The organism is Thalassotalea sp. Y01 (assembly GCF_012932945.1).
Lineage (GTDB): Bacteria > Pseudomonadota > Gammaproteobacteria > Enterobacterales > Alteromonadaceae > Thalassotalea_A.
On the sequence record NZ_JABBXG010000010.1, the window covers coordinates 82249 to 101230 of the forward strand.

An 18982-nucleotide genomic window follows, 5' to 3' on the forward strand; every position below is an offset into this window, starting at 1 on the left:
CTTTGCGATGATTCTTAGACTTGTTTACTTTTTTAAATAAGGGCTTTAATTCGTAATTTCAAGCTCTTATTATAAAGTATTGCTAATGTAACTCTACTACAGTTTGTAACCTGTAGCCACTATATATACTTCGCGAGAACGTGGACGCGATGATTCAGGTTTACGGGTTTTCACCACGGTAAAGCAATTTCGTACGTCTTTCATGTACTGATCGAATCCCTCTCCCTGAAATACTTTGACAACAAAACTGCCATTTTTCTTCAAAACTTGATGACACATATCCAATGCCAGCTCGACCAAATACATGTTTCGAGCCTGATCGGTGGCTTCGTTACCACTGAAGTTGTGTGCCATATCTGACATCACAACATCAACGTTTTTGCCATCGATACGTGCCAATAAGGTATCAAGTACCTCATCTTCACGAAAATCGCCTTGCAAAAACGCAACGCCAGGTAATGGTTCCATTGGTAAAATATCACAGGCAATCACGTCACCATTATCACCAACAACTTTTACCGCGTACTCAGACCAGCCGCCAGGTGCTGCACCTAGGTCTACGACTTTCATACCTTTTTTGATCAACTTATCTTTATTGTTGATCTCTTCAATTTTAAATACCGCGCGTGACCGTAAACCAAGCTTTTGCGCTTTCTTTACGTATTCATCATCAAAATGCTCTTGCATCCAACGATTTGAACTGACACTGCGGCCTTTTTTTGGTTTGCTCATAAATTAACGATTTGTCACCATTAAAATTAGTATTAATCTCAAGATGGCGTTAAAATGTCTGTAATTCAAGTCAGTTAAACGAATATTTTAATGAATCTTTCAAAAAAACAAGTTAATTATTTAAAAGGTTTGGCGCACAGCCTTAAACCTGTTGTTTTATTAGGCACTAACGGTTTAACCGAAGGTGTGGTTGCCGAGATTGACGGCGCATTAAATCACCATGAGTTAATTAAGGTAAAAATCCCGACAGACGACCGTGAAGTAAAGCAATTGATAATTGACGCTATCGTGCGCGAAACTAATGCAATAAAAATCCAAACCATAGGTAAAACCTTAATTATCTATCGTCAAAGTGACGAGAAAAAGATTGAGATCCCACGTATCTAATACGACTAAAAAAGGTGTTGATAGCCTGCCGCCAACACCTTTTTTTTGTGTCTGATTATTAATTTTAACCGGTCGGTCTAGTTATTTAGGTGTCTTACGTTACTTGTGGCACTTATGTCGCTTATAGCAATGAAAAGAGGTATTCCTAGATAAGGCCTTTCTCTATAGCCAATAATACTGCTCTCGTTCGATCCCGCACACCGAGTTTTGATAAGACGTTTGATACATGATTTTTGATGGTGCCTTGTGATTTGCACAACATGTCAGCAATTTCCTTATTAGAGCAACCGCTGGCCATCAATGACAACACTTCTTTTTCGCGAATAGACAACGGCTCAATCATATCGGGTTTTTCAAAATCTGAGCGGATATGTTGCATACCAGACAATAAACGTTCGGTTATGGCGGGTTGCACTAATCGTTGCCCTGCATGCACAGACTTAATCGCATCAATCAAGGTATCTAACGACACATCTTTTAAAAGATACCCTTTTGCGCCATTAGCAATGCCTTTCAATATCGAGTCGTGATCATCAAATGTGGTTAAAATAATGACCGGTGTGGCTATGTTCTGTTGCTTTAACAGCGCTAACGCCTCTATACCATTCATCACTGGCATCGATATATCCAATAAAATCACATCGATTTCGTGACTTTCTAGGGCGTCAATGATCAGACTGCCATCACTGGCTTCTGCAATAACAGACACCTCCTCACTCAAATCGAGTAAACTTTTGATACCCGCGCGAACCAAGGCTTGATCGTCGACAAGCAATACACCGATAGTCAAAGTTGGACTCCTTTACGAGTAGTATCAAGCAACATGTTTAGGCCTCTGCTTTCACAAACAAACTGGGAAAAGTCATGGTAATCTTTAGACCTTTATCCATATTAAACTGCACTTGACCATGGGCGTTATCAACACGTTCTTTGATGCCATTCAGACCATTACCGAAGTTCAATTTTTTATGTACCTTGCCATTATCAGCCATCTCGACATGTAAACCGTCATCTTGACGCCATACCTTAAGATAGAAATGTGAGGCTCCGCTGTGCCTTAAGGTATTGGTCATCGCTTCAATGCTGCAATGCAGTACGTCGCGAGCTAACGCCACTTCTTCAATATGAAAGTCTGTTTCGATGGATTTCTCAACCTGTAATCCAGGCAAGCCAGCAACTATGCTGTCGAGCATCTCATTAAAGTCCAGTTGCTGGTTTTCTTTAAGCGAATTTACCGCTTCACGGACATCACTTAATAACAATTTCGCTAAGTGTCGACACTCGGCAACACGCTGTTTCGCATCGCCATCACAGGTAAGCTCAGCTACCTGCAAATTAATGCTTAGCGCTGTTAAGTGATGACCTAACAGGTCGTGTAAGTCTCGAGCAATACGACTGCGTTCATTCAAGCGACTGGTACTGGCTAAAAGACGTTGTGTCGACAGCAATTCATTGTTAACTCGTTGCAATTGCAATGAATTGCGCTCCGCTTTTTGTGTTTGGTAACTCATTAAAATTGAAAACAAATGAAAGCAACCAAACAACATGGCTTGGATCACCACATTGCTTTCGTTCCAATAATAACTCGACAAGCCAAACCAACAGACAATCACCACGGTGGTGACCAACATGGTTCGTGCCAACGATAGAAAATAGGACAGCTTTGCCACCCAGATGATGGTTAAAATCGATGTAAAGTTAAGTGGGATCAGCAATAACACCGCAAACGCTGCCGCGAGCATTAACAATAACAAACCTACCTGTAAGGGTTCATTTTGCGTTGCATCGGCACTTTTATGAATAGCAATGAAACAGGCTAAATAGACAGTAAAGGCTAGCATCACCCAATAGCTGCTAGCTTTATATTCAATTGGCGCATCATTGAGCCAATACAAACTAATACCAGCGATAACTAACACCGTGCTTACACCAGCCATCACGCCATGATGTGCACTTAACCAAGTCACTAGCTTTTTCAAACGGAAACCTCGCTAACATGTTCTAGAAGTAAACTTACTTAACGACCGACACGCAATGCAAAGGCACTGCTAAAATAATGTAAATAGTATGACCTAATTCGCATCGTTTAAAAATAGGCCAAAAGTCATGGTTTCAATTAATGACTTTTGGCACAAGGCAAATCACTTACAATTTTTTAACATAACCACAATGATAAAAATGGATTGGAGACATCCTATGTTAAGTGGTTTACATCAAGTGTTACTTTACACCCATATTATTGCTGGCAGTATTGCCTTGATCGTGTTTTGGCTGCCAGCGTTAAATCGCAAAGGTAGCAATCAACATAAAAAAATTGGTCGTATATATCTTACCATTATGTATTTGCTATCCATTTCTGGGGTCGTAATGTCGTTAATGGTTCTCGTTGATCCCATGGCGATTCGTCAACAGGCTCCGCAATCGAGTGGCGAACAAGCTCTATCCTTTATAGAGCAGCAACGTATGGTGGCATTATTCTTGCTCACCTTATCCATTTTAGTGTTAAGTAACGCCCGTCAAGGCTACTTAAGCGTGAAATACAAATCTGATTTAACCCAGTTGCGTACGCCAACTCATGTCGCCCTTATCGTCAGTTTGCCTATAGTGTCTGCCGTGCTAATGTATATCGGCATATTAACGATGCAACCGCTGTTCTTAATCTTTGCAGTGGTTGGCTTAGGCAATGGTATTGGCATGATAAGATTTGTCATGCAACGCCAACACCAGTCAAAAGATTGGCTGATTTGTCATCTTAACAATCTTATTGGTACCGGTATCGGCATCTATACCGCATTCTTCGCCTTCGGCGCACGTCAGTTTCTAAGCCAACTATTGCCTGGTTTATGGATGCTCGTGCCATGGATATTACCCGCGGTTATCGGTATCGTCGTGACTCGTAGATTAACGAAACGTTATCAGCAGTCAAAACCAAAAACACTTTCTAGCCCACAACAACGAGTCAGTAAAAAAGACACGGCGGTCATTTCCAATCAACCACTACCGCAGAAAAGCTCTTAACAAAAAGCAAATAACACTAATAACGTCAAATGAGCGTTGATACGCAATTAAAGTAACGAATTGAGGATTTAAGATGTTAAGAACAACTATTGGACTCACCCTAATTTTGGCAAGCTCTGCTATTGCAACAGAAGCCATTGATGCATTGCATTTAAAGCAATATGACAAAGCCAAGACATTGTTGTTGCAGCAGCCAGATAGCCTAGATAAGCTATTTTACCTTGGTCAAATAGCTTATTTTGAAAAAGATTTAGATAAAGCTGAGCAATATTTTCAACAAGTTGTTGATAATGACAGCGCCAATGCCGAACAACACTATTGGCTTGCCAAAGTGTCACTTAGCCAAGCCGCTAATGCATCAATATTTTCGGCACCAGGGTATGCACGCACTGCCAAACAACATTTTGAAAAATCACTGCATGTCAACCCAAAACACCAAGGCAGTTTAAAAGGTCTTATTCGATTTTATTTGCATGTCCCGGGGATAGCCGGCGGCTCTGTCGATAAAGCTGAGCATTATGCGCGACGACTGCAAAGTGTGGACCAAATAGAAGGCACCATGGCATTGCTTAACATCTATGAGCATGATGACAATGAACAAGCGCTTACGACAACATTGGCGAACACTCTGCAACAACACCCCGACAACGCCAGAGTGCTAACCAAAGCGGGTTTTATTTACCAACAGCGCCAAGATTATCGCTTAGCATTCGACTATTTTAGCCAAGCAAGTGCGCAATATAATCAAAGCCAAGAGAACAGCTATGCCCTATCCGCTTTATACCAATTAGGCAAAACGGCGGTGTTATCAGGTCAAAATTTGAGTGCTGGACAACAAGCATTGCAATCCTATTTAAAACAGCCTAAGTCGCCGATGACAAGCGAGTTACCCAGCGCTGCTTGGGCGCATTATCGCTTAGCACAAGTGTTGGCGTTAACGGACCAAACAAATCGCGCGCAGGCGCATCTGCGTCAATCTAAATTGCGCAATAGTGACGACAAGGAACTTGAAAAGCGATTAAAACAAGAAGCTAAAAAGTTAAACATCAGCTTATGATCAAACCTATAGTGTACAATTGAACAGCACAAGGAGTTTGAGAAATAACAAGTTTTATGACGCAAGTATGGCAGCCTAGATACAATGAGTAGTAAGCACAATCAACAACAAATAACCTTACTTATTGGTCCACCTGGTTGTGGTAAATCGACCTTTGCGAAAAAGCTGCATGGCTTTCACATCTCCTCAGACACCATTGTCGAGAGGCTCTGCCGACAGCATCGTATTAATTACCGCCAGTTTTTTGAGCTTGCGACGAGCCACCCGATTCGTATTCGCCATCAGCGCTTATTTCAAAAACGTATTGCCCAGTCAAAACACCATGATCTCGTGGTGTGGGATTTAACCAATTTAACTCGCTCCGATCGACAACGCGCGATTGGCTATTACCCTGGCGCCCAATATATCGCGATATGTTTCAAAAACAGTGACAATCCAGCTTACCTGCGAGAGGTTAATCACAAAAGGCAGCAGTCAGAACAAAAGTTTATTCCTGACACGGTACTCGATGACATGTTAAAACGTTATCAAGCACCAACAAAAGCGGAAGGATTTAGCGATATTATTTCGGTTTAGAGTGTGTATTGTTAGTCGGTGTTTTATGGTGTCGATAGATATTACGTTTTGGAAAGCTTTTCGAGCGTCCAGTAAATAAAGTGCGGATTATATCAAACAAGCAATCAAGGGTGATCGGCAGTGCCAGAAGTATCAGTTTTACAAGGTCGAAGATCTGCGCATTTTTAGGTGCCGTTATGACTTGTTTTTATTTCATGTAATCTCCCTCAAAGAACGGGGCTAACTTGCTCAGTTAATAATCGGTTAAGTTAATTCAGCTTATTTTGCTATTTTCAGTTGTATGTTCATCGCTAACCAAAGCTGAGTCTGTGACGCTATCCTCAACACTTAAAGCAAAAAAACGAGCACCGAAGTGCTCGAAACATTAGCGTCAAAGTCCGGAAATTTTCTATTTCCTAAACCATTTTATTTCATTGCAACAAACAACGCCTATCACTAACGCCAATAGTCCGATAAAAATCGTCATATCGTTATCCTCCCCAGACAGCTATTTGACAAAACAATTAAATGGTGTGGTTACATTAAATTACAATTAGCGAGAAAAATAGAGATGATTACAAAATGCAAACATACGTTAATAATCTGTTTCCTCAGCTTAAATAAGCCGTGTTAAATAGCCAAATTTAACGTTAATATACATCGCAGGTAGGCAATATAGTGACGACACATGGAAATCTATTTAACAACCAGTCCTAAACCTGAAGAGTTAAAAACCATCAGCTTAGGCATTCAATCATTTAACGAGCAACATCTTGCCAAAGACGTTGTTTATGAACTAGACAGTAAGTTTGCAGTTTTTGCTAAAGATAGCGATGGCCAAATTATTGGCGGTATCCGTGCCAATGCGTTTTGGAACTATTGTATTATTGAGTTGCTTTGGCTCAGCGACCAAGCGCGCGGCCAAGGTGTGGGCAGTAAGCTTATGAACCAAGCACACCTGTTCGCTAAACAACAAGGCTTTGCCTACGTACGTACCGAAACAGTGGACTTTCAAGCCAAACCGTTTTACGAAAAGCTGGGTTATCAGGTATATGGAGAGCTAGTCGACTGCCCTATGGGTCATACGACCTATTGTTTGCTGAAAAAACTCTAGGGCTAAGGGCTAAGGGCTAAGGGCTAAGGGCTAAGGGCTAAGGGCTAAGGGCTAAGGGCTAAGCATGGCAGCGTGCCACGCTTTTGCTTTGGCCATAAAAAAACGTGGCCTTGGCCACGTTTTTATTCAAAAGTCATTTAACTAAGGTCAGTTACACATTACTTGTGTTCAACCGCGATGACTTCATACTCTACTCGGCCACCTGGGGTGTTAACTTCCACTTCGGTGTCCACTTCTTTACCAATAATGGCACGAGCGATCGGTGAGTTGATACTAATACGATTGTTTTTGATGTCAGCTTCATCATCACCAACGATTTTATAAGTCACTTCATCATCCGTATCGACATTCAATAAAGTCACTGTGACACCAAAAATCACTTTGTGATTATTTGGAATTTTAGTAATGTCAATTACTTGCGCATTACCCAGTTTACCCTCTATTTCTTGAATACGACCTTCACAAAACCCTTGCTCTTCGCGAGCGGCGTGATACTCAGCATTTTCTTTCAAATCGCCATGTTCACGAGCTTCCGCGATTGATTGCACAATCGCTGGACGCTTAACGGTTTTCAAATGATTTAATTCTTCTTTCAGAGCTTCCGCGCCCTGAACGGTCATTGGTATGTGACTCATTCTTATTTACACCTTTTATGTAATTCCTGGATAGAATTCACAGAGTTTCTATCATCTGCCGCATGAGCCATACAAGCTGCAAATGCCGCATTAAGTGTTGTTGTATAGGTTACTTTATAGCGAAGTGCGCTACCACGGATCTCTTTCGAGTCTTCGATCGCCTTGCGACCTTCTGTGGTGTTAATAATATAACTGTACTCGCCATTTTTAATTCTATCAACAATATGCGGTCGACCTTCGTGTACTTTGTTAACTAAACGCACTGGAATGTCAGCTTCGCCTAAAATAACTGCGGTACCGTGAGTCGCATCCAAACTAAAGCCCAAATCAATTAATTGACGAGCTAAGTCAACAACACGCTCTTTGTCTGAATTACGCACTGAAATTAACGCTCGGCCTGTTTTAGGAAGTATTTCACCAGCACCTAAGTTTGCTTTTGCGTAAGCTTCTTCAAAGGTATCACCGGTACCCATAACTTCACCCGTTGAACGCATTTCTGGACCGATAAGCGGGTCAGCACCGTGGAACTTATTAAACGGAATAACAACCTCTTTAACAGAGAAGTAATCCGGTATAATTTCATGTTCAACGCCTTGCTCTTTCAATGACGTACCCGCCATTACTCGAGCCGCAACTTTTGCTAACGGAACACTGGTCGCTTTCGATACAAATGGTACTGTACGAGCTGCGCGCGGGTTAACTTCGATTAAGTAAACCTTATCGCCTTTAACCGCCATTTGCGTATTCATCAAACCGACAACACCAAGTTCAAACGCTAATGCTTCCACTTGATCACGCATCACTTGTTGAATTTCATCGCTGATGCTGTACGGCGGCAATGAACAGGCTGAATCACCAGAGTGAACACCGGCTTGTTCGATGTGCTGCATAACACCACCAAACACGACTTGCTCACCATCACAAATAACGTCGATATCAAATTCAATCGCGTCATCAAGGAAACGGTCAAGCAATACTGGTGCTTCATTTGATACGCTTACGGCTTCGTTCATGTAGCGACGTAAATCGTCTTCATCATAAACGATTTCCATAGCACGACCACCTAATACATACGATGGACGAACAACCAATGGGAAGCCAATTTCTTTCGAACGGGCAACCGCTTCTTCTTGCGAGGTAACCGTGGCATTTTCTGGTTGTAATAAACCTAAACGGTCAACCGCTGCTTGGAATCGCTCACGGTCTTCTGCACGGTCGATAGCGTCTGGAGACGTACCAATAATTGGCACACCCGCAGCTTCTAATGCACGTGCTAGTTTCAGTGGTGTTTGACCACCGTATTGCACGATAACGCCTTTTGGCTTCTCAACACGAACAATTTCCAATACATCTTCAAGTGTAATCGGTTCGAAGTACAAACGATCTGATGTATCGTAATCGGTAGAAACCGTTTCAGGGTTACAGTTAACCATGATGGTCTCGTAGCCGTCTTCACGTAACGCTAATGCCGCGTGTACACAACAATAATCGAATTCGATACCTTGACCGATGCGGTTAGGACCACCACCAATGATCATGATTTTTTCACGATCAGACGGGTTTGCTTCACATTCTTCATCGTAAGTTGAATACATGTAGGCAGTATCTGAACTGAATTCTGCAGCACAAGTATCAACGCGCTTGTACACTGGGAAGATTTCACCAGCCACACGCTTACGACGAATTTCAGTCTCAGCAACACCGATGATGTCCGCTAAGCGCTTATCAGAGAAACCTTTACGCTTAAGACGACGCAATACGTCAGGTGTTAGAGACGACAAACCGCCTTCAAACACTTTTTTCTCTTCTAGTACAATGTCTTCAATCTGTACAAGGAACCAACGATCGATTTTGGTTAGACGGAAAATATCGTCAACCGTTAGGCCTAGACGGAAGCCGTCGGCAACGTACCAGATGCGATCAGAACCGGCTTCTTGCAACTCGTGCATGATTTTGGTTTTCGCGCCTGGTTTGGTCACGTCAACCATAGGGTCGAAACCGTTCATACCGACTTCAAGACCACGCAATGCTTTTTGCATTGACTCTTGTTGGTTACGACCGATGGCCATAACTTCACCAACAGATTTCATCTGAGTGGTTAAGCGATCTTCAGAACCGGCAAACTTCTCAAAGTTAAAACGAGGGATCTTAGTCACAACGTAATCAATGGTTGGCTCGAACGATGCTGGCGTTGCGCCGCCAGTGATGTCGTTGCTTAACTCATCTAAGGTGTAACCAACGGCAAGTTTGGCAGCGATTTTTGCAATCGGGAAGCCGGTTGCTTTTGACGCTAGCGCCGAAGAACGAGATACACGCGGGTTCATTTCGATGATAACCATACGACCGGTATCAGGACACACACCAAATTGTACATTTGAACCACCGGTTTCAACACCAATCTCACGCAGTACTGCAAGCGATGCGTTACGCATGATTTGGTATTCTTTATCGGTCAAGGTTTGTGCCGGAGCAACGGTGATCGAGTCACCGGTATGGATACCCATAGGGTCAAAGTTTTCAATTGAACAAATAATGATACAGTTGTCGTTTTTGTCACGAACAACTTCCATTTCGTATTCTTTCCAACCGATCAAAGACTCATCAATCAACAACTCGTTAGTTGGTGAAAGGTCTAAACCACGTGTACAAATGGTTTCAAATTCTTCACGGTTATAAGCGATACCACCACCGGTACCACCCATAGTAAATGATGGACGAATAATACATGGGAAACCGATGCGTTCACTGGTTGCTATGGCTTCATCCATAGAGTGAACAATCTCAGCACGTGGTGTTTCAAGACCAATACTCTTCATCGCTGTATCAAAGCGCGAACGATCTTCCGCTTTATCGATGGCATCAGCTGTCGCACCAATCATCTCAACGCCGAATTCCTCTAGCACACCTTTGCTTTCAAGCTCGAGTGCACAGTTCAATGCAGTTTGACCACCCATGGTAGGTAGGACCGCATCAGGACGCTCTTTTTCGATGATCTTACGCACAACTTCCCAATGAATTGGTTCAATGTAGGTAGCATCAGCCATTTCAGGGTCAGTCATGATAGTCGCAGGATTCGAGTTAACCAAGATAACTCGATAACCTTCTTCACGTAGCGCTTTACACGCTTGCGCGCCTGAATAGTCAAATTCACAAGCCTGACCAATAACGATCGGGCCGGCGCCTAAAATAAGAATACTTTTTATGTCAGTACGTTTTGGCATTTTATTACTCTATCTATTCAGTGGTTTAGCTTATTTGCGTTGTTCAATTAGTTCGATGAAATGATCGAACAGTGGTGCCGCATCGTGCGGACCTGGGCTTGCTTCAGGATGTCCTTGGAAGCTAAACGCCGGCTTGTCTGTACGATGGATACCTTGTAAGGAACCGTCAAACAATGATTTATGCGTCGCTCTCAATGTCGCTGGTAACGTGTCTTCGTCTACCGCAAAGCCATGGTTTTGAGAGGTAATCATGACGACATCTCTGTCTATATCTTTAACTGGATGGTTCGCACCGTGATGACCAAACTTCATTTTCACTGTGTTTGCACCACTTGCCAAACCAAGTAACTGATGGCCTAAGCAAATACCAAATACTGGAATGTCGGTTTCAAGGAATGACTTAATGGCGCTGATAGCGTAGTCACATGGCTCTGGGTCACCTGGGCCATTAGATAAGAAAATACCATCTGGATTCATCGCTAACACCTCTTCTGCAGGCGTTTGTGCTGGAACAACAGTAAGTTTACAGCCACGATCAACCAACATGCGCAGGATGTTACGCTTGGCGCCAAAATCATAGGCGACAACGTGATACTTGAACTGCTCTGGTGTGACATGGCCTTTACCAAGTTGCCAGCTACCTTCGGTCCATTCATAGACCTCTTTGGTGCTTACAACTTTTGCTAAATCCATACCCTTAAGTCCTGGGAAGTCTTTAGCAAGTTCTAATGCTTTGTTTTCATCGATGGCGTCACCGGCGATAATACAACCGTTTTGAGCACCCTTTTCACGCAAGATGCGAGTTAGTTTGCGTGTATCGATGTCTGCAATACCCAAAATATTATTGGCAACCAAGTATTCCGTAAGCGATTGCTCTGAACGGAAGTTGCTGGTTAGCAATGGTAGATCACGAATAACCAACCCTTTTGCAACGATGTCACCAGACTCTTCGTCTTCAGAGTTAGCACCGACGTTACCAATATGCGGGTATGTCAAAGTGACTATCTGTTCTGCATAAGAAGGGTCAGTTAGGATTTCCTGGTAACCGGTCATAGCGGTATTAAAAACCACCTCACCCACTGAAGTACCTTCAGCGCCGATGGCTGTCCCTTTAAATACGGTGCCGTCTTCGAGCACCAAAATGGCAGATTTAGTCAATTTAACCTCCATAATGAAGAAATGTAGTATTAATAAGCAACTGTCTAAAACCTGAGCAGACAGTGGCTATTTTTAATCCGAAAATAAGCCGTTTACGAAATTTTGGCAAATTCCGCGCATTTTACGCATTTAACGGCCTTGCGTCTATAACAATTTTATACATTTTAACGCTTTAATTTTCATTCCGGTGTTAAACCCGAAAAAGCACACATTTCATATGGCTATAAAGCGTCGATATCACGAATCTATTACGGTAAAACTATTTAAGCCCTAACACGTCTTGCATATCATAAAAACCAGGCTCAGCGTCGATTAACCATGACGCGGCGCGCATAGCACCTAACGCAAAGGTCATACGCGATGTGGCTTTATGGGTGATTTCAAGGCGTTCACCCAAATCCGCAAAAAACGCCGTATGTTCACCAATGATGTCGCCGGCGCGAACCGTGGCAAAACCTATCGTGTCTTTATCACGTTCACCGGTGATGCCTTCTCGGCCATAAACCGCAACTTTATTTAAATCGCGACCGAGTGTATCAGCGATGACCTGGCCCATTTTTACTGCGGTTCCTGATGGCGCATCTTTTTTAAAGCGATGATGTGCTTCAAAAATTTCAATATCGGTTTCATTACCAATAATTTGTGCGGTCATTTCCAACAACTTAAACAGCAAATTAACACCAACACTGGTGTTTGGCGCCAATACCACGGCAGTATCTTTACCTATTTGCTGCAATTGTGCGACTTCATCATCACTAAAACCAGTGGTGCCGATAACAATGGCTTTATTATTGGCGTTACACCAAGCAACGTGCTGTTTGGTCGCTTCAATAGAAGTAAAGTCGATAAACACATCCGCCGCTAATAAATCCTCGATGTTGTTGGTTATAGGCGCATCTTGCAGGCCTAGTCCGCACAACTCTCCGGCATCAATACCTTTTAAGGTTGAAGAAGCACGAACGGTACCACCAATCAGTTCAATAGATTGGTGCTCAATCGCAGCTTGCAACAAGTTTCGGCCCATGCGGCCACCACATCCTAAAATAGCGACTTTTGTCATTGTTATTCTCTTACTCAATATTGTCGTTTTTAAACTTACTTTGGCACATCATCTAACGTCGATAATAAGGTTGTAAATTATCCGCCAAAATAAACTATGGGTTATTTACTTAGATCAAAAAAAACGGGGTTAAAAACCCCGTTTCTTAAGACTAGATGATAGCTAACAACTCTACGTCGAAAACTAAGGTCGCGTAAGGAGGAATTGCACCTTGCGAACCACGCTCACCGTACGCCAAGCCGTATGGCACGTGTAAACGCCATTTAGAGCCTACTGACATCATTTGTAGCGCTTCAGTCCAGCCAGCGATAACGCCTTGTACTGGGAATTCAGCTGGTTGACCGCGATCGTATGACGAGTCAAATACTTTACCGTCAATGAAAGTACCGTGGTAGTGTGTACGAACGTTGCTTTCTGCAGTTGGCTTCTCACCGTCACCTTCGACTAATACTTCAAATTGAAGACCAGATTCAGTAACTGTAACTTCGTCACGCTTAGCGTTGTCGGCCAAGTATGCTTCACCTTCAGCTGCAGCTTCTTTAGCTGCTGCGGCTTCTTGCTCTTGAAGTTTTTGAGAAACGACAGTGAATGCTTCTTGTAGGTCATCTTGAGAAACCTGGCTAGCAGCATCCGCTAGAGCATCAGCAATACCTGCTTGTACAGCAGCTACATCGAATTCTTTAAATGGGTTGTTACGTAATTGGTCACCTAATTGGCGACCCACGCCGTAACTGACGCGTTGTTCAATTGAAGTAAATTCAGACATGTTTTGAATTATCCTTATAAAAATCGCGCGAAAGTTTACCACACTATGGCTCAGGCTTTAAGACCTAATACGGAAAAGCCAGTGATATTTCAAAAAAATAATGTTCGACTTTGCAGCATATTGTGTTCAAACGAAACCTTAGCACTTGCTATAGCTAGGATATACAAAAAAGGCGCCGTTAGCGCCCTTTCGTTGCCGTAACCATTAACCTTTTTCAGATTGCTTAGGCTTTTGCTGTTTTTTCGGTTCAGGGATCACAGGCTTTGGGCAATTAGGATTAACATTGCGTTGCGCGTACAGTGGCTCAGACACCATTAAATGTTCGCTTAATTTATTAATTCGCGTTGTGTGAGATGGGTGCGTCGACAAAAACTCAGGCGGCGCACCATCGGATAACTTCGCCATATTTTCCCATAGTTTAACACTGGCCCGAGGGTCAAACCCAGATTTCGCCATCAGCTCCTGACCGATAATATCCGCTTCACTTTCATGAGTACGGCTATATGGCAATTGGAAAAACAATTGTGTGGCAGCGGCAGCGGCGGCAACGGCTACGACACGTTGATCTTTAGACGCTGCAGCACCTGCAGCAATAATGACACCCGTGCTAATGGTATTATTGGACAAGCGCTCATTAGAATGTTGAGCAATAACATGCCCTACCTCATGACCAATAATAGCCGCCAACTGATCTGCATCATCAGTTACGTTTAAAATTCCCGTATAAACACCTATTTTACCGCCTGGTAAGGCAAAAGCATTTACTTGTTCAGAATCAAAAACAACAACTTCCCACTCACCTTCGAAGGTCTTGCTGCTAACATTAGGTGTAATAAAATCGGCAACGCAATGAACAAATTCATTCACCGCTTTATCTGTAGAGATTGGCACTTCTTTTTTCATTTCTTCAAAAGAAGTCGCGCCCATTTTATCGAGTTCGGCACTTGAGCGTAGCAAAACCTGTGAGCGCCCCGTAGGTGATGTAGTACAAGCCACTAACGTCGCAAAGACAGTCGTGGCAATCGCGATAGTTTTAAGTTGTTTGTTCATCACGACTTCCCTTTCAAAATTCGATAGATATACTGATAATATATCAATAAGTTAGCGTGTGGTTAAGGATTATTTATGACAACAAGGTCGCCATTTGGCTGCAAATTACTGCCTATTGCTCTGGTCGTAACGGCATTACTCAACCTAGGGGCTTGTTCTGACGAGGAAACAGTCACCATTAAAGTTGAGACCAAACAAAAGCCTAAGTTAGACGTCCTTGGTGTAAATCAACAACCACAACTCCCCAGTGTCGAGACATTAATGAATAACGGCACCAAAGCCTTTTTCCAAATGCGCCCGCAGTATGCGGCATTGTCTGGTTTAAAAAGTAGCCAAACCTTAGTCGTCACACAAGACAAACTCGACAACTTCGCACCAGACGTTAACGATGATTATCGCCAATATATGCGTGAACAAGCAGTATTATTATTAAAACATGAGCCATTTGCCGACAAAAAAGCCGAAAGTTCAAGACTTATCATGGCCAATATTTTCTTGCATTTGGCGGGCTCTGAAAAACACACTCAAGGCTTTATCGAGGGATACTTCGGTCATCAACCTTATATTATTAATCAAATCAATGGTCCTTTGGTGGATATTATCTATCGTTTTAGCGACGCATTTGAGATTAGCTCAAGCGCTGATGTAAAAAGCTATTTGAGCTTATTGAAAGAGGTACCAGCACAGGCACAGCAAATAAAAGCGAAATTCATTAGAGACGCAAAATCCGGCTGGGTACCACCAAAATCGCTGATGGTGTCGTCGATTAATTTTCTGCAAGGGTTCAGTCTAGTCGAGCCTAAAAATCATATCATTTATCGCCGATTAAAGCAGTTAATGGCGCAATCAAACATAGCAAAGGCAGAACAAGAGCGCCTGCTACAGCAAACGGCAGAAGCATTAAACGAACATGTATTCCCTGCCTATCAAAAAATCATTGACACTATTACCGAATACTTACCGCAAGCCGCACCAGGCGATGGTATATGGGCGCAGCCTGGGGGTAAGGATTTTTATAAATTTGCCATTAAAGATCAGGCTGACAGTGACTTTAGTGCTGACGAAATTCATAAAATAGGTTTGGATGAAGTGGCGCGTATCAGTGCCGATATGGATTCGATTTTATCGCAACTTGGCTACAAATACGGCACCATATCAGAACGTATGGCTGCCTTGGCTCACGAATCGCGCTTTAGCTATGAAAATAACGACAAAGGTCGAGAGAAAATCATAGCGGATTTAACAGGCTACATTGAAAAAATTAACACGCGTATGCCTGAGCAATTTAAAACCCCTATAAAGTACGATGTTATCGTCAAACCATTTGCCAAAGAAATAGAAGACACCGCTTCAGGTGGACAATATTACCCGCCATTTCCTGATGGCAGTAAACCAGGGGTATTTTTGGTCAATTTACGCGATATCCCCTCTATTGCAAAATTTGATTTGCCAAGTTTAACCTACCATGAAACCAACCCAGGCCATCACTGGCAAACATCGTTAAATATGGATATAGCCAATATACCTGCGCTACGTTCATTAGCACCATACAACTCTTACGTTGAAGGCTGGGCGCTATATAGCGAATTAGTGGCCTTTGAGATGGGCATGTATGACGATGACGCGTATGGTAATTTAGGTCGTTTAAAACAAGAGTTATTCCGTTCGGTACGGCTCGTTGTTGATACCGGTATTCATGCCAAACGCTGGACTAGAGAAAAAGCCATTACCTATATGATGGAGCATGCTGGTAATGCCGAATCGGAAGCGACAGCCGAAGTCGAACGTTATATGGCGTGGCCTGGTCAAGCGCTAGGATACAAATTAGGTATGATGAAAATCGTTAAACTGCGCAAGCAAGCACAGAGTTTACTTGGCCCTAATTTTGATATTGCTGAGTTTCATGATGTGGTATTGCTCTCAGGTGCTCTGCCATTAGACATGCTCGAACAGAATGTAAATGACTGGATAGCCACGAAATAACCAACAAGCGATTTAAAACGCTGTAGAAAAACAAAGGTCAGAACCATGAAATCAGCCCATCTATTCTGACCCAGATTAATTGTTCAGGCTTTTGCTTAGGTTATAGCGTAAGCTTGTCTATGTTTCACCTAAGCTGCCATCTATATTGCCTAGTGTAAGCAATAGTTATTTACGGATGCCTTCAATGTGCAGGTCAAATATGATCTCGCCAAAATCCATCTTATAGCCAAAGTCTTTCATCGCAATAGATGTTGTGCCCGCGAAACCGGCACGATAACCACCCCAAGGATCGTCACCTTCGCCAATTTTTTCTGCATCAATGATTAATTCTTTGGTAATGCCCTGCAAGGTAATATCGCCGATAATTTTTAATTTACCATCGCCCATATCCATCACTTTTTTACTAACAAATTTGGCGTTCGTAAACTTGCTTACATCCAAAAAGTCGGTGTCGCGTAAGTGCTTGTCTCGTTCAGCGTGATTTGAATCAACACTGGCGGTGTCAATGTTGACCGTAATTTTTGATGCTTCGATATTTTTTTCATCGTAGCTGAATTGACCGTCAAATTTATTAAAGCGGCCTGTTAACCAACTATAACCAAGGTGTTTAACTTTAAAGTTAATCGAAGCATGTGCACCTTGATAATCAATCTCATAATCCGCAGCGTGTGCTGATGTCATCGCTGTTGATGCTAGTAACAAGCTCGATAGCAATAATTTTTTCATTTTTACTCTCTCTGTTTAAGCGCTAATAGTATTAGGTTTACGGTTTATAACATACGTTTTAACGTATCATCTTTATCTATAACATGGTGTTTTATAGCGGCAGCGCCATGCAATACCACCAAAACTATCAAGCTATAGGCTACGTATTCATGGATAGTCCCTGCAATATCTTCTTGATTGCTAAATAATTGACCCAAAGATGGAATGACAAACCAATCAAAGACTTCAATACCACGGCCGTCAGCGGTTGATATTAAATAGCCCGAAGCAAATAACGTCAGCAATAAAACATACAAAATAAAATGTGTTGCTTTAGCTGATATTTTCACCATCTTGCTGTGACTTTCAATCGGCTGAACGGCAGGCTTAAGGTATTTATAGACCATGCGCAGTACAATCAACAAAGCCAATAATATACCAACACTTTTATGATAAGTCGGAGCCGTACGATACCAACTTGAATAGTAATCGAGCTCAACCATCCATAGGCCAACACCAAACAAGGCGAAGACCACGACTGCAGTTAGCCAATGCATGAGTTTCGCGACTGTTGGATACGCTTGTTGTGACTGCTTTGTGTTCATTTTAAAAGTAACTGTTGTTCGTAAAGAAGATAGGGAAAGGCTATTGTAATGAATATAAACAGAATTAAAATAACGAAAAACGACACATATCATTCTAAAAAACAGAACGAAGGCGATAATGCGTTATCGCCTTTAATGGCTTTATCGGCCAATGCTCATATCAGGCTTTAATTTAAACTGGGTTGTCTATATCGATAAAGCGCACATTGAGCTGATACTGCTGCTCTAGGTATTCGCCGAGTGCTTTGGCACCATAACGCTCAGTTGCATGATGACCCGCTGCAAAAAAATGGATATCCATTTCTCTGGCTATATGCGTCGTTTGCTCAGAAACCTCACCGGTTATAAACGCATCAATGCCCTGCTCTGCAGCCATTTCAACATACCCCTGACCTCCGCCAGTGCACCAAGCGACTGTTTTAATAGGTTTGTTTGACGGTGCAGCGATATGCAAGCATTGGCGATTTAGTCGAGCACTGATTCTATTAGCAACTTTTTCAGCAGGTGTCGCTGCACTCAACTGCCCTTTCATGCTTACTGATAGTGGATTGCCCAGCTCTAGTGGTTCTACCTCGTGGATATCCATCAGCTTTGCTAATTGCGCATTGTTGCCTAAGGTTTCATGAATATCTAACGGTAAATGATAGGCAAACAAATTAATGTTGTGATCGAGCAACGCTTTGATTCGATTATATTTCATGCCAGTTATGGCATAGGATTCATTTTTCCAAAAATAGCCGTGATGGACAATGATGGTATCCGCACCAGCAGCGATAGCGGCATCAATCAATGCTTGACTGGCAGTAACACCGGTAACGATTTTTTCAACCTTTTCTGAACCTTGAACTTGTAAGCCATTAGGGCAGTAATCTTTGATACGCTCAGGTTGTAAAATACCATTAAGGAGATGTAAAAATTCAAGTCTTTGCATAATGA

The 18982-nt window shown here is 42.5% G+C and carries 18 protein-coding genes; 6 read left to right on the plus strand and 12 right to left on the minus strand.

Annotated features, from left to right (window positions below; all coding sequences use genetic code 11):
* Positions 1-96: 96 nt before the first annotated feature.
* Positions 97-732 carry a 23S rRNA (uridine(2552)-2'-O)-methyltransferase RlmE gene (gene rlmE, locus HII16_RS14090; RefSeq protein WP_135437212.1) on the minus strand — a complete coding sequence of 212 codons (636 nt, stop codon included), beginning with the start codon at positions 730-732 and terminating at the stop codon, positions 97-99.
* A gap of 90 nt (positions 733-822) precedes the next feature.
* Here rlmE and yhbY point away from each other — a divergent pair, with 90 nt between their 5' ends.
* Complete coding sequence (yhbY, locus tag HII16_RS14095; protein WP_169131065.1) at positions 823-1119, plus strand: ribosome assembly RNA-binding protein YhbY; 297 nt, start codon at positions 823-825, stop codon at positions 1117-1119.
* Positions 1120-1264: 145 nt separating this feature from the next.
* On the opposite strand, the gene HII16_RS14100 is transcribed toward yhbY, so the two are convergent.
* Entirely contained in the window at positions 1265-1909 is a 645-nt protein-coding gene (locus tag HII16_RS14100) for a response regulator transcription factor (protein WP_169131067.1), read from the minus strand.
* A gap of 37 nt (positions 1910-1946) precedes the next feature.
* Positions 1947-3098: a histidine kinase gene (locus tag HII16_RS14105; protein ID WP_169131069.1), complete on the minus strand. Its 1152-nt coding sequence runs from the start codon at positions 3096-3098 to the stop codon at positions 1947-1949.
* A gap of 217 nt (positions 3099-3315) precedes the next feature.
* Here HII16_RS14105 and HII16_RS14110 point away from each other — a divergent pair, with 217 nt between their 5' ends.
* The 4 genes from HII16_RS14110 to HII16_RS14125 all read left to right on the plus strand — a co-directional run bounded on the left by HII16_RS14110 (position 3316) and on the right by HII16_RS14125 (position 6863).
* Complete coding sequence (locus HII16_RS14110; protein ID WP_169131071.1) at positions 3316-4137, plus strand: hypothetical protein; 822 nt, start codon at positions 3316-3318, stop codon at positions 4135-4137.
* A gap of 73 nt (positions 4138-4210) precedes the next feature.
* Positions 4211-5194 (plus strand): tetratricopeptide repeat protein, encoded by a 984-nt coding sequence (locus HII16_RS14115; RefSeq protein WP_169131073.1) that lies wholly within the window; start codon positions 4211-4213, stop codon positions 5192-5194.
* Between the two features lie 84 nt (positions 5195-5278).
* On the plus strand, positions 5279-5770 hold the full coding sequence (locus tag HII16_RS14120; protein WP_169131075.1) for an ATP-binding protein: 492 nt from the start codon (positions 5279-5281) through the stop codon (positions 5768-5770).
* A gap of 667 nt (positions 5771-6437) precedes the next feature.
* Positions 6438-6863 carry a GNAT family N-acetyltransferase gene (locus tag HII16_RS14125; protein ID WP_169131077.1) on the plus strand — a complete coding sequence of 142 codons (426 nt, stop codon included), beginning with the start codon at positions 6438-6440 and terminating at the stop codon, positions 6861-6863.
* Between the two features lie 158 nt (positions 6864-7021).
* On the opposite strand, the gene greA is transcribed toward HII16_RS14125, so the two are convergent.
* The 6 genes from greA to HII16_RS14155 form a co-directional block, all read right to left on the minus strand.
* Positions 7022-7498 carry a transcription elongation factor GreA gene (gene greA, locus HII16_RS14130; protein ID WP_135437225.1) on the minus strand — a complete coding sequence of 159 codons (477 nt, stop codon included), beginning with the start codon at positions 7496-7498 and terminating at the stop codon, positions 7022-7024.
* 2 nt (positions 7499-7500) lie between these two features.
* Positions 7501-10719: a carbamoyl-phosphate synthase large subunit gene (carB, locus tag HII16_RS14135; protein ID WP_169131079.1), complete on the minus strand. Its 3219-nt coding sequence runs from the start codon at positions 10717-10719 to the stop codon at positions 7501-7503.
* 30 nt (positions 10720-10749) lie between these two features.
* Positions 10750-11877 (minus strand): glutamine-hydrolyzing carbamoyl-phosphate synthase small subunit, encoded by a 1128-nt coding sequence (gene carA / locus HII16_RS14140; protein ID WP_169131081.1) that lies wholly within the window; start codon positions 11875-11877, stop codon positions 10750-10752.
* Positions 11878-12136: 259 nt separating this feature from the next.
* Positions 12137-12937, minus strand: a complete 801-nt coding sequence (dapB, locus tag HII16_RS14145) for a 4-hydroxy-tetrahydrodipicolinate reductase (protein ID WP_169131083.1) — start codon at positions 12935-12937, stop codon at positions 12137-12139.
* Positions 12938-13088: 151 nt separating this feature from the next.
* A complete protein-coding gene (locus HII16_RS14150) occupies positions 13089-13703 on the minus strand; it encodes an FKBP-type peptidyl-prolyl cis-trans isomerase (RefSeq protein WP_169131085.1) in 615 nt (204 codons plus the stop codon).
* Positions 13704-13907: 204 nt separating this feature from the next.
* Entirely contained in the window at positions 13908-14753 is an 846-nt protein-coding gene (locus HII16_RS14155) for a M48 family metallopeptidase (protein ID WP_169131087.1), read from the minus strand.
* Positions 14754-14828: 75 nt separating this feature from the next.
* Between HII16_RS14155 and HII16_RS14160 the strand changes: the two genes are divergently transcribed.
* Complete coding sequence (locus HII16_RS14160; RefSeq protein ID WP_169131089.1) at positions 14829-16736, plus strand: DUF885 domain-containing protein; 1908 nt, start codon at positions 14829-14831, stop codon at positions 16734-16736.
* A gap of 165 nt (positions 16737-16901) precedes the next feature.
* On the opposite strand, the gene HII16_RS14165 is transcribed toward HII16_RS14160, so the two are convergent.
* The 3 genes from HII16_RS14165 to HII16_RS14175 form a co-directional block, all read right to left on the minus strand.
* The gene (locus HII16_RS14165; protein WP_169131091.1) at positions 16902-17462 is read right to left on the minus strand and encodes a YceI family protein; all 561 of its coding nucleotides are present in this window, start codon (positions 17460-17462) and stop codon (positions 16902-16904) included.
* Between the two features lie 44 nt (positions 17463-17506).
* Positions 17507-18046 (minus strand): cytochrome b, encoded by a 540-nt coding sequence (locus HII16_RS14170; RefSeq protein WP_169131093.1) that lies wholly within the window; start codon positions 18044-18046, stop codon positions 17507-17509.
* Between the two features lie 172 nt (positions 18047-18218).
* A complete protein-coding gene (locus HII16_RS14175; RefSeq protein ID WP_169131095.1) occupies positions 18219-18977 on the minus strand; it encodes a Nif3-like dinuclear metal center hexameric protein in 759 nt (252 codons plus the stop codon).
* Positions 18978-18982 lie beyond the last annotated feature (5 nt).

Bases quoted from the DNA above. Each gene is read 5' to 3' on its own strand.
- HII16_RS14125 (WP_169131077.1), top strand. From the start codon at position 6,438: ATGGAAATCTATTTAACAACCAGTCCTAAACCTGAAGAGTTAAAAACC.
- HII16_RS14155 (WP_169131087.1), bottom strand. From the start codon at position 14,753: ATGAACAAACAACTTAAAACTATCGCGATTGCCACGACTGTCTTTGCG.
- carB (WP_169131079.1), bottom strand. From the start codon at position 10,719: ATGCCAAAACGTACTGACATAAAAAGTATTCTTATTTTAGGCGCCGGC.
- HII16_RS14120 (WP_169131075.1), top strand. From the start codon at position 5,279: ATGAGTAGTAAGCACAATCAACAACAAATAACCTTACTTATTGGTCCA.
- HII16_RS14150 (WP_169131085.1), bottom strand. From the start codon at position 13,703: ATGTCTGAATTTACTTCAATTGAACAACGCGTCAGTTACGGCGTGGGT.
- HII16_RS14115 (WP_169131073.1), top strand. From the start codon at position 4,211: ATGTTAAGAACAACTATTGGACTCACCCTAATTTTGGCAAGCTCTGCT.
- HII16_RS14160 (WP_169131089.1), top strand. From the start codon at position 14,829: ATGACAACAAGGTCGCCATTTGGCTGCAAATTACTGCCTATTGCTCTG.
- HII16_RS14175 (WP_169131095.1), bottom strand. From the start codon at position 18,977: ATGCAAAGACTTGAATTTTTACATCTCCTTAATGGTATTTTACAACCT.
- rlmE (WP_135437212.1), bottom strand. From the start codon at position 732: ATGAGCAAACCAAAAAAAGGCCGCAGTGTCAGTTCAAATCGTTGGATG.
- greA (WP_135437225.1), bottom strand. From the start codon at position 7,498: ATGAGTCACATACCAATGACCGTTCAGGGCGCGGAAGCTCTGAAAGAA.
- HII16_RS14165 (WP_169131091.1), bottom strand. From the start codon at position 17,462: ATGAAAAAATTATTGCTATCGAGCTTGTTACTAGCATCAACAGCGATG.
- dapB (WP_169131083.1), bottom strand. From the start codon at position 12,937: ATGACAAAAGTCGCTATTTTAGGATGTGGTGGCCGCATGGGCCGAAAC.
- HII16_RS14170 (WP_169131093.1), bottom strand. From the start codon at position 18,046: ATGAACACAAAGCAGTCACAACAAGCGTATCCAACAGTCGCGAAACTC.
- HII16_RS14110 (WP_169131071.1), top strand. From the start codon at position 3,316: ATGTTAAGTGGTTTACATCAAGTGTTACTTTACACCCATATTATTGCT.
- yhbY (WP_169131065.1), top strand. From the start codon at position 823: ATGAATCTTTCAAAAAAACAAGTTAATTATTTAAAAGGTTTGGCGCAC.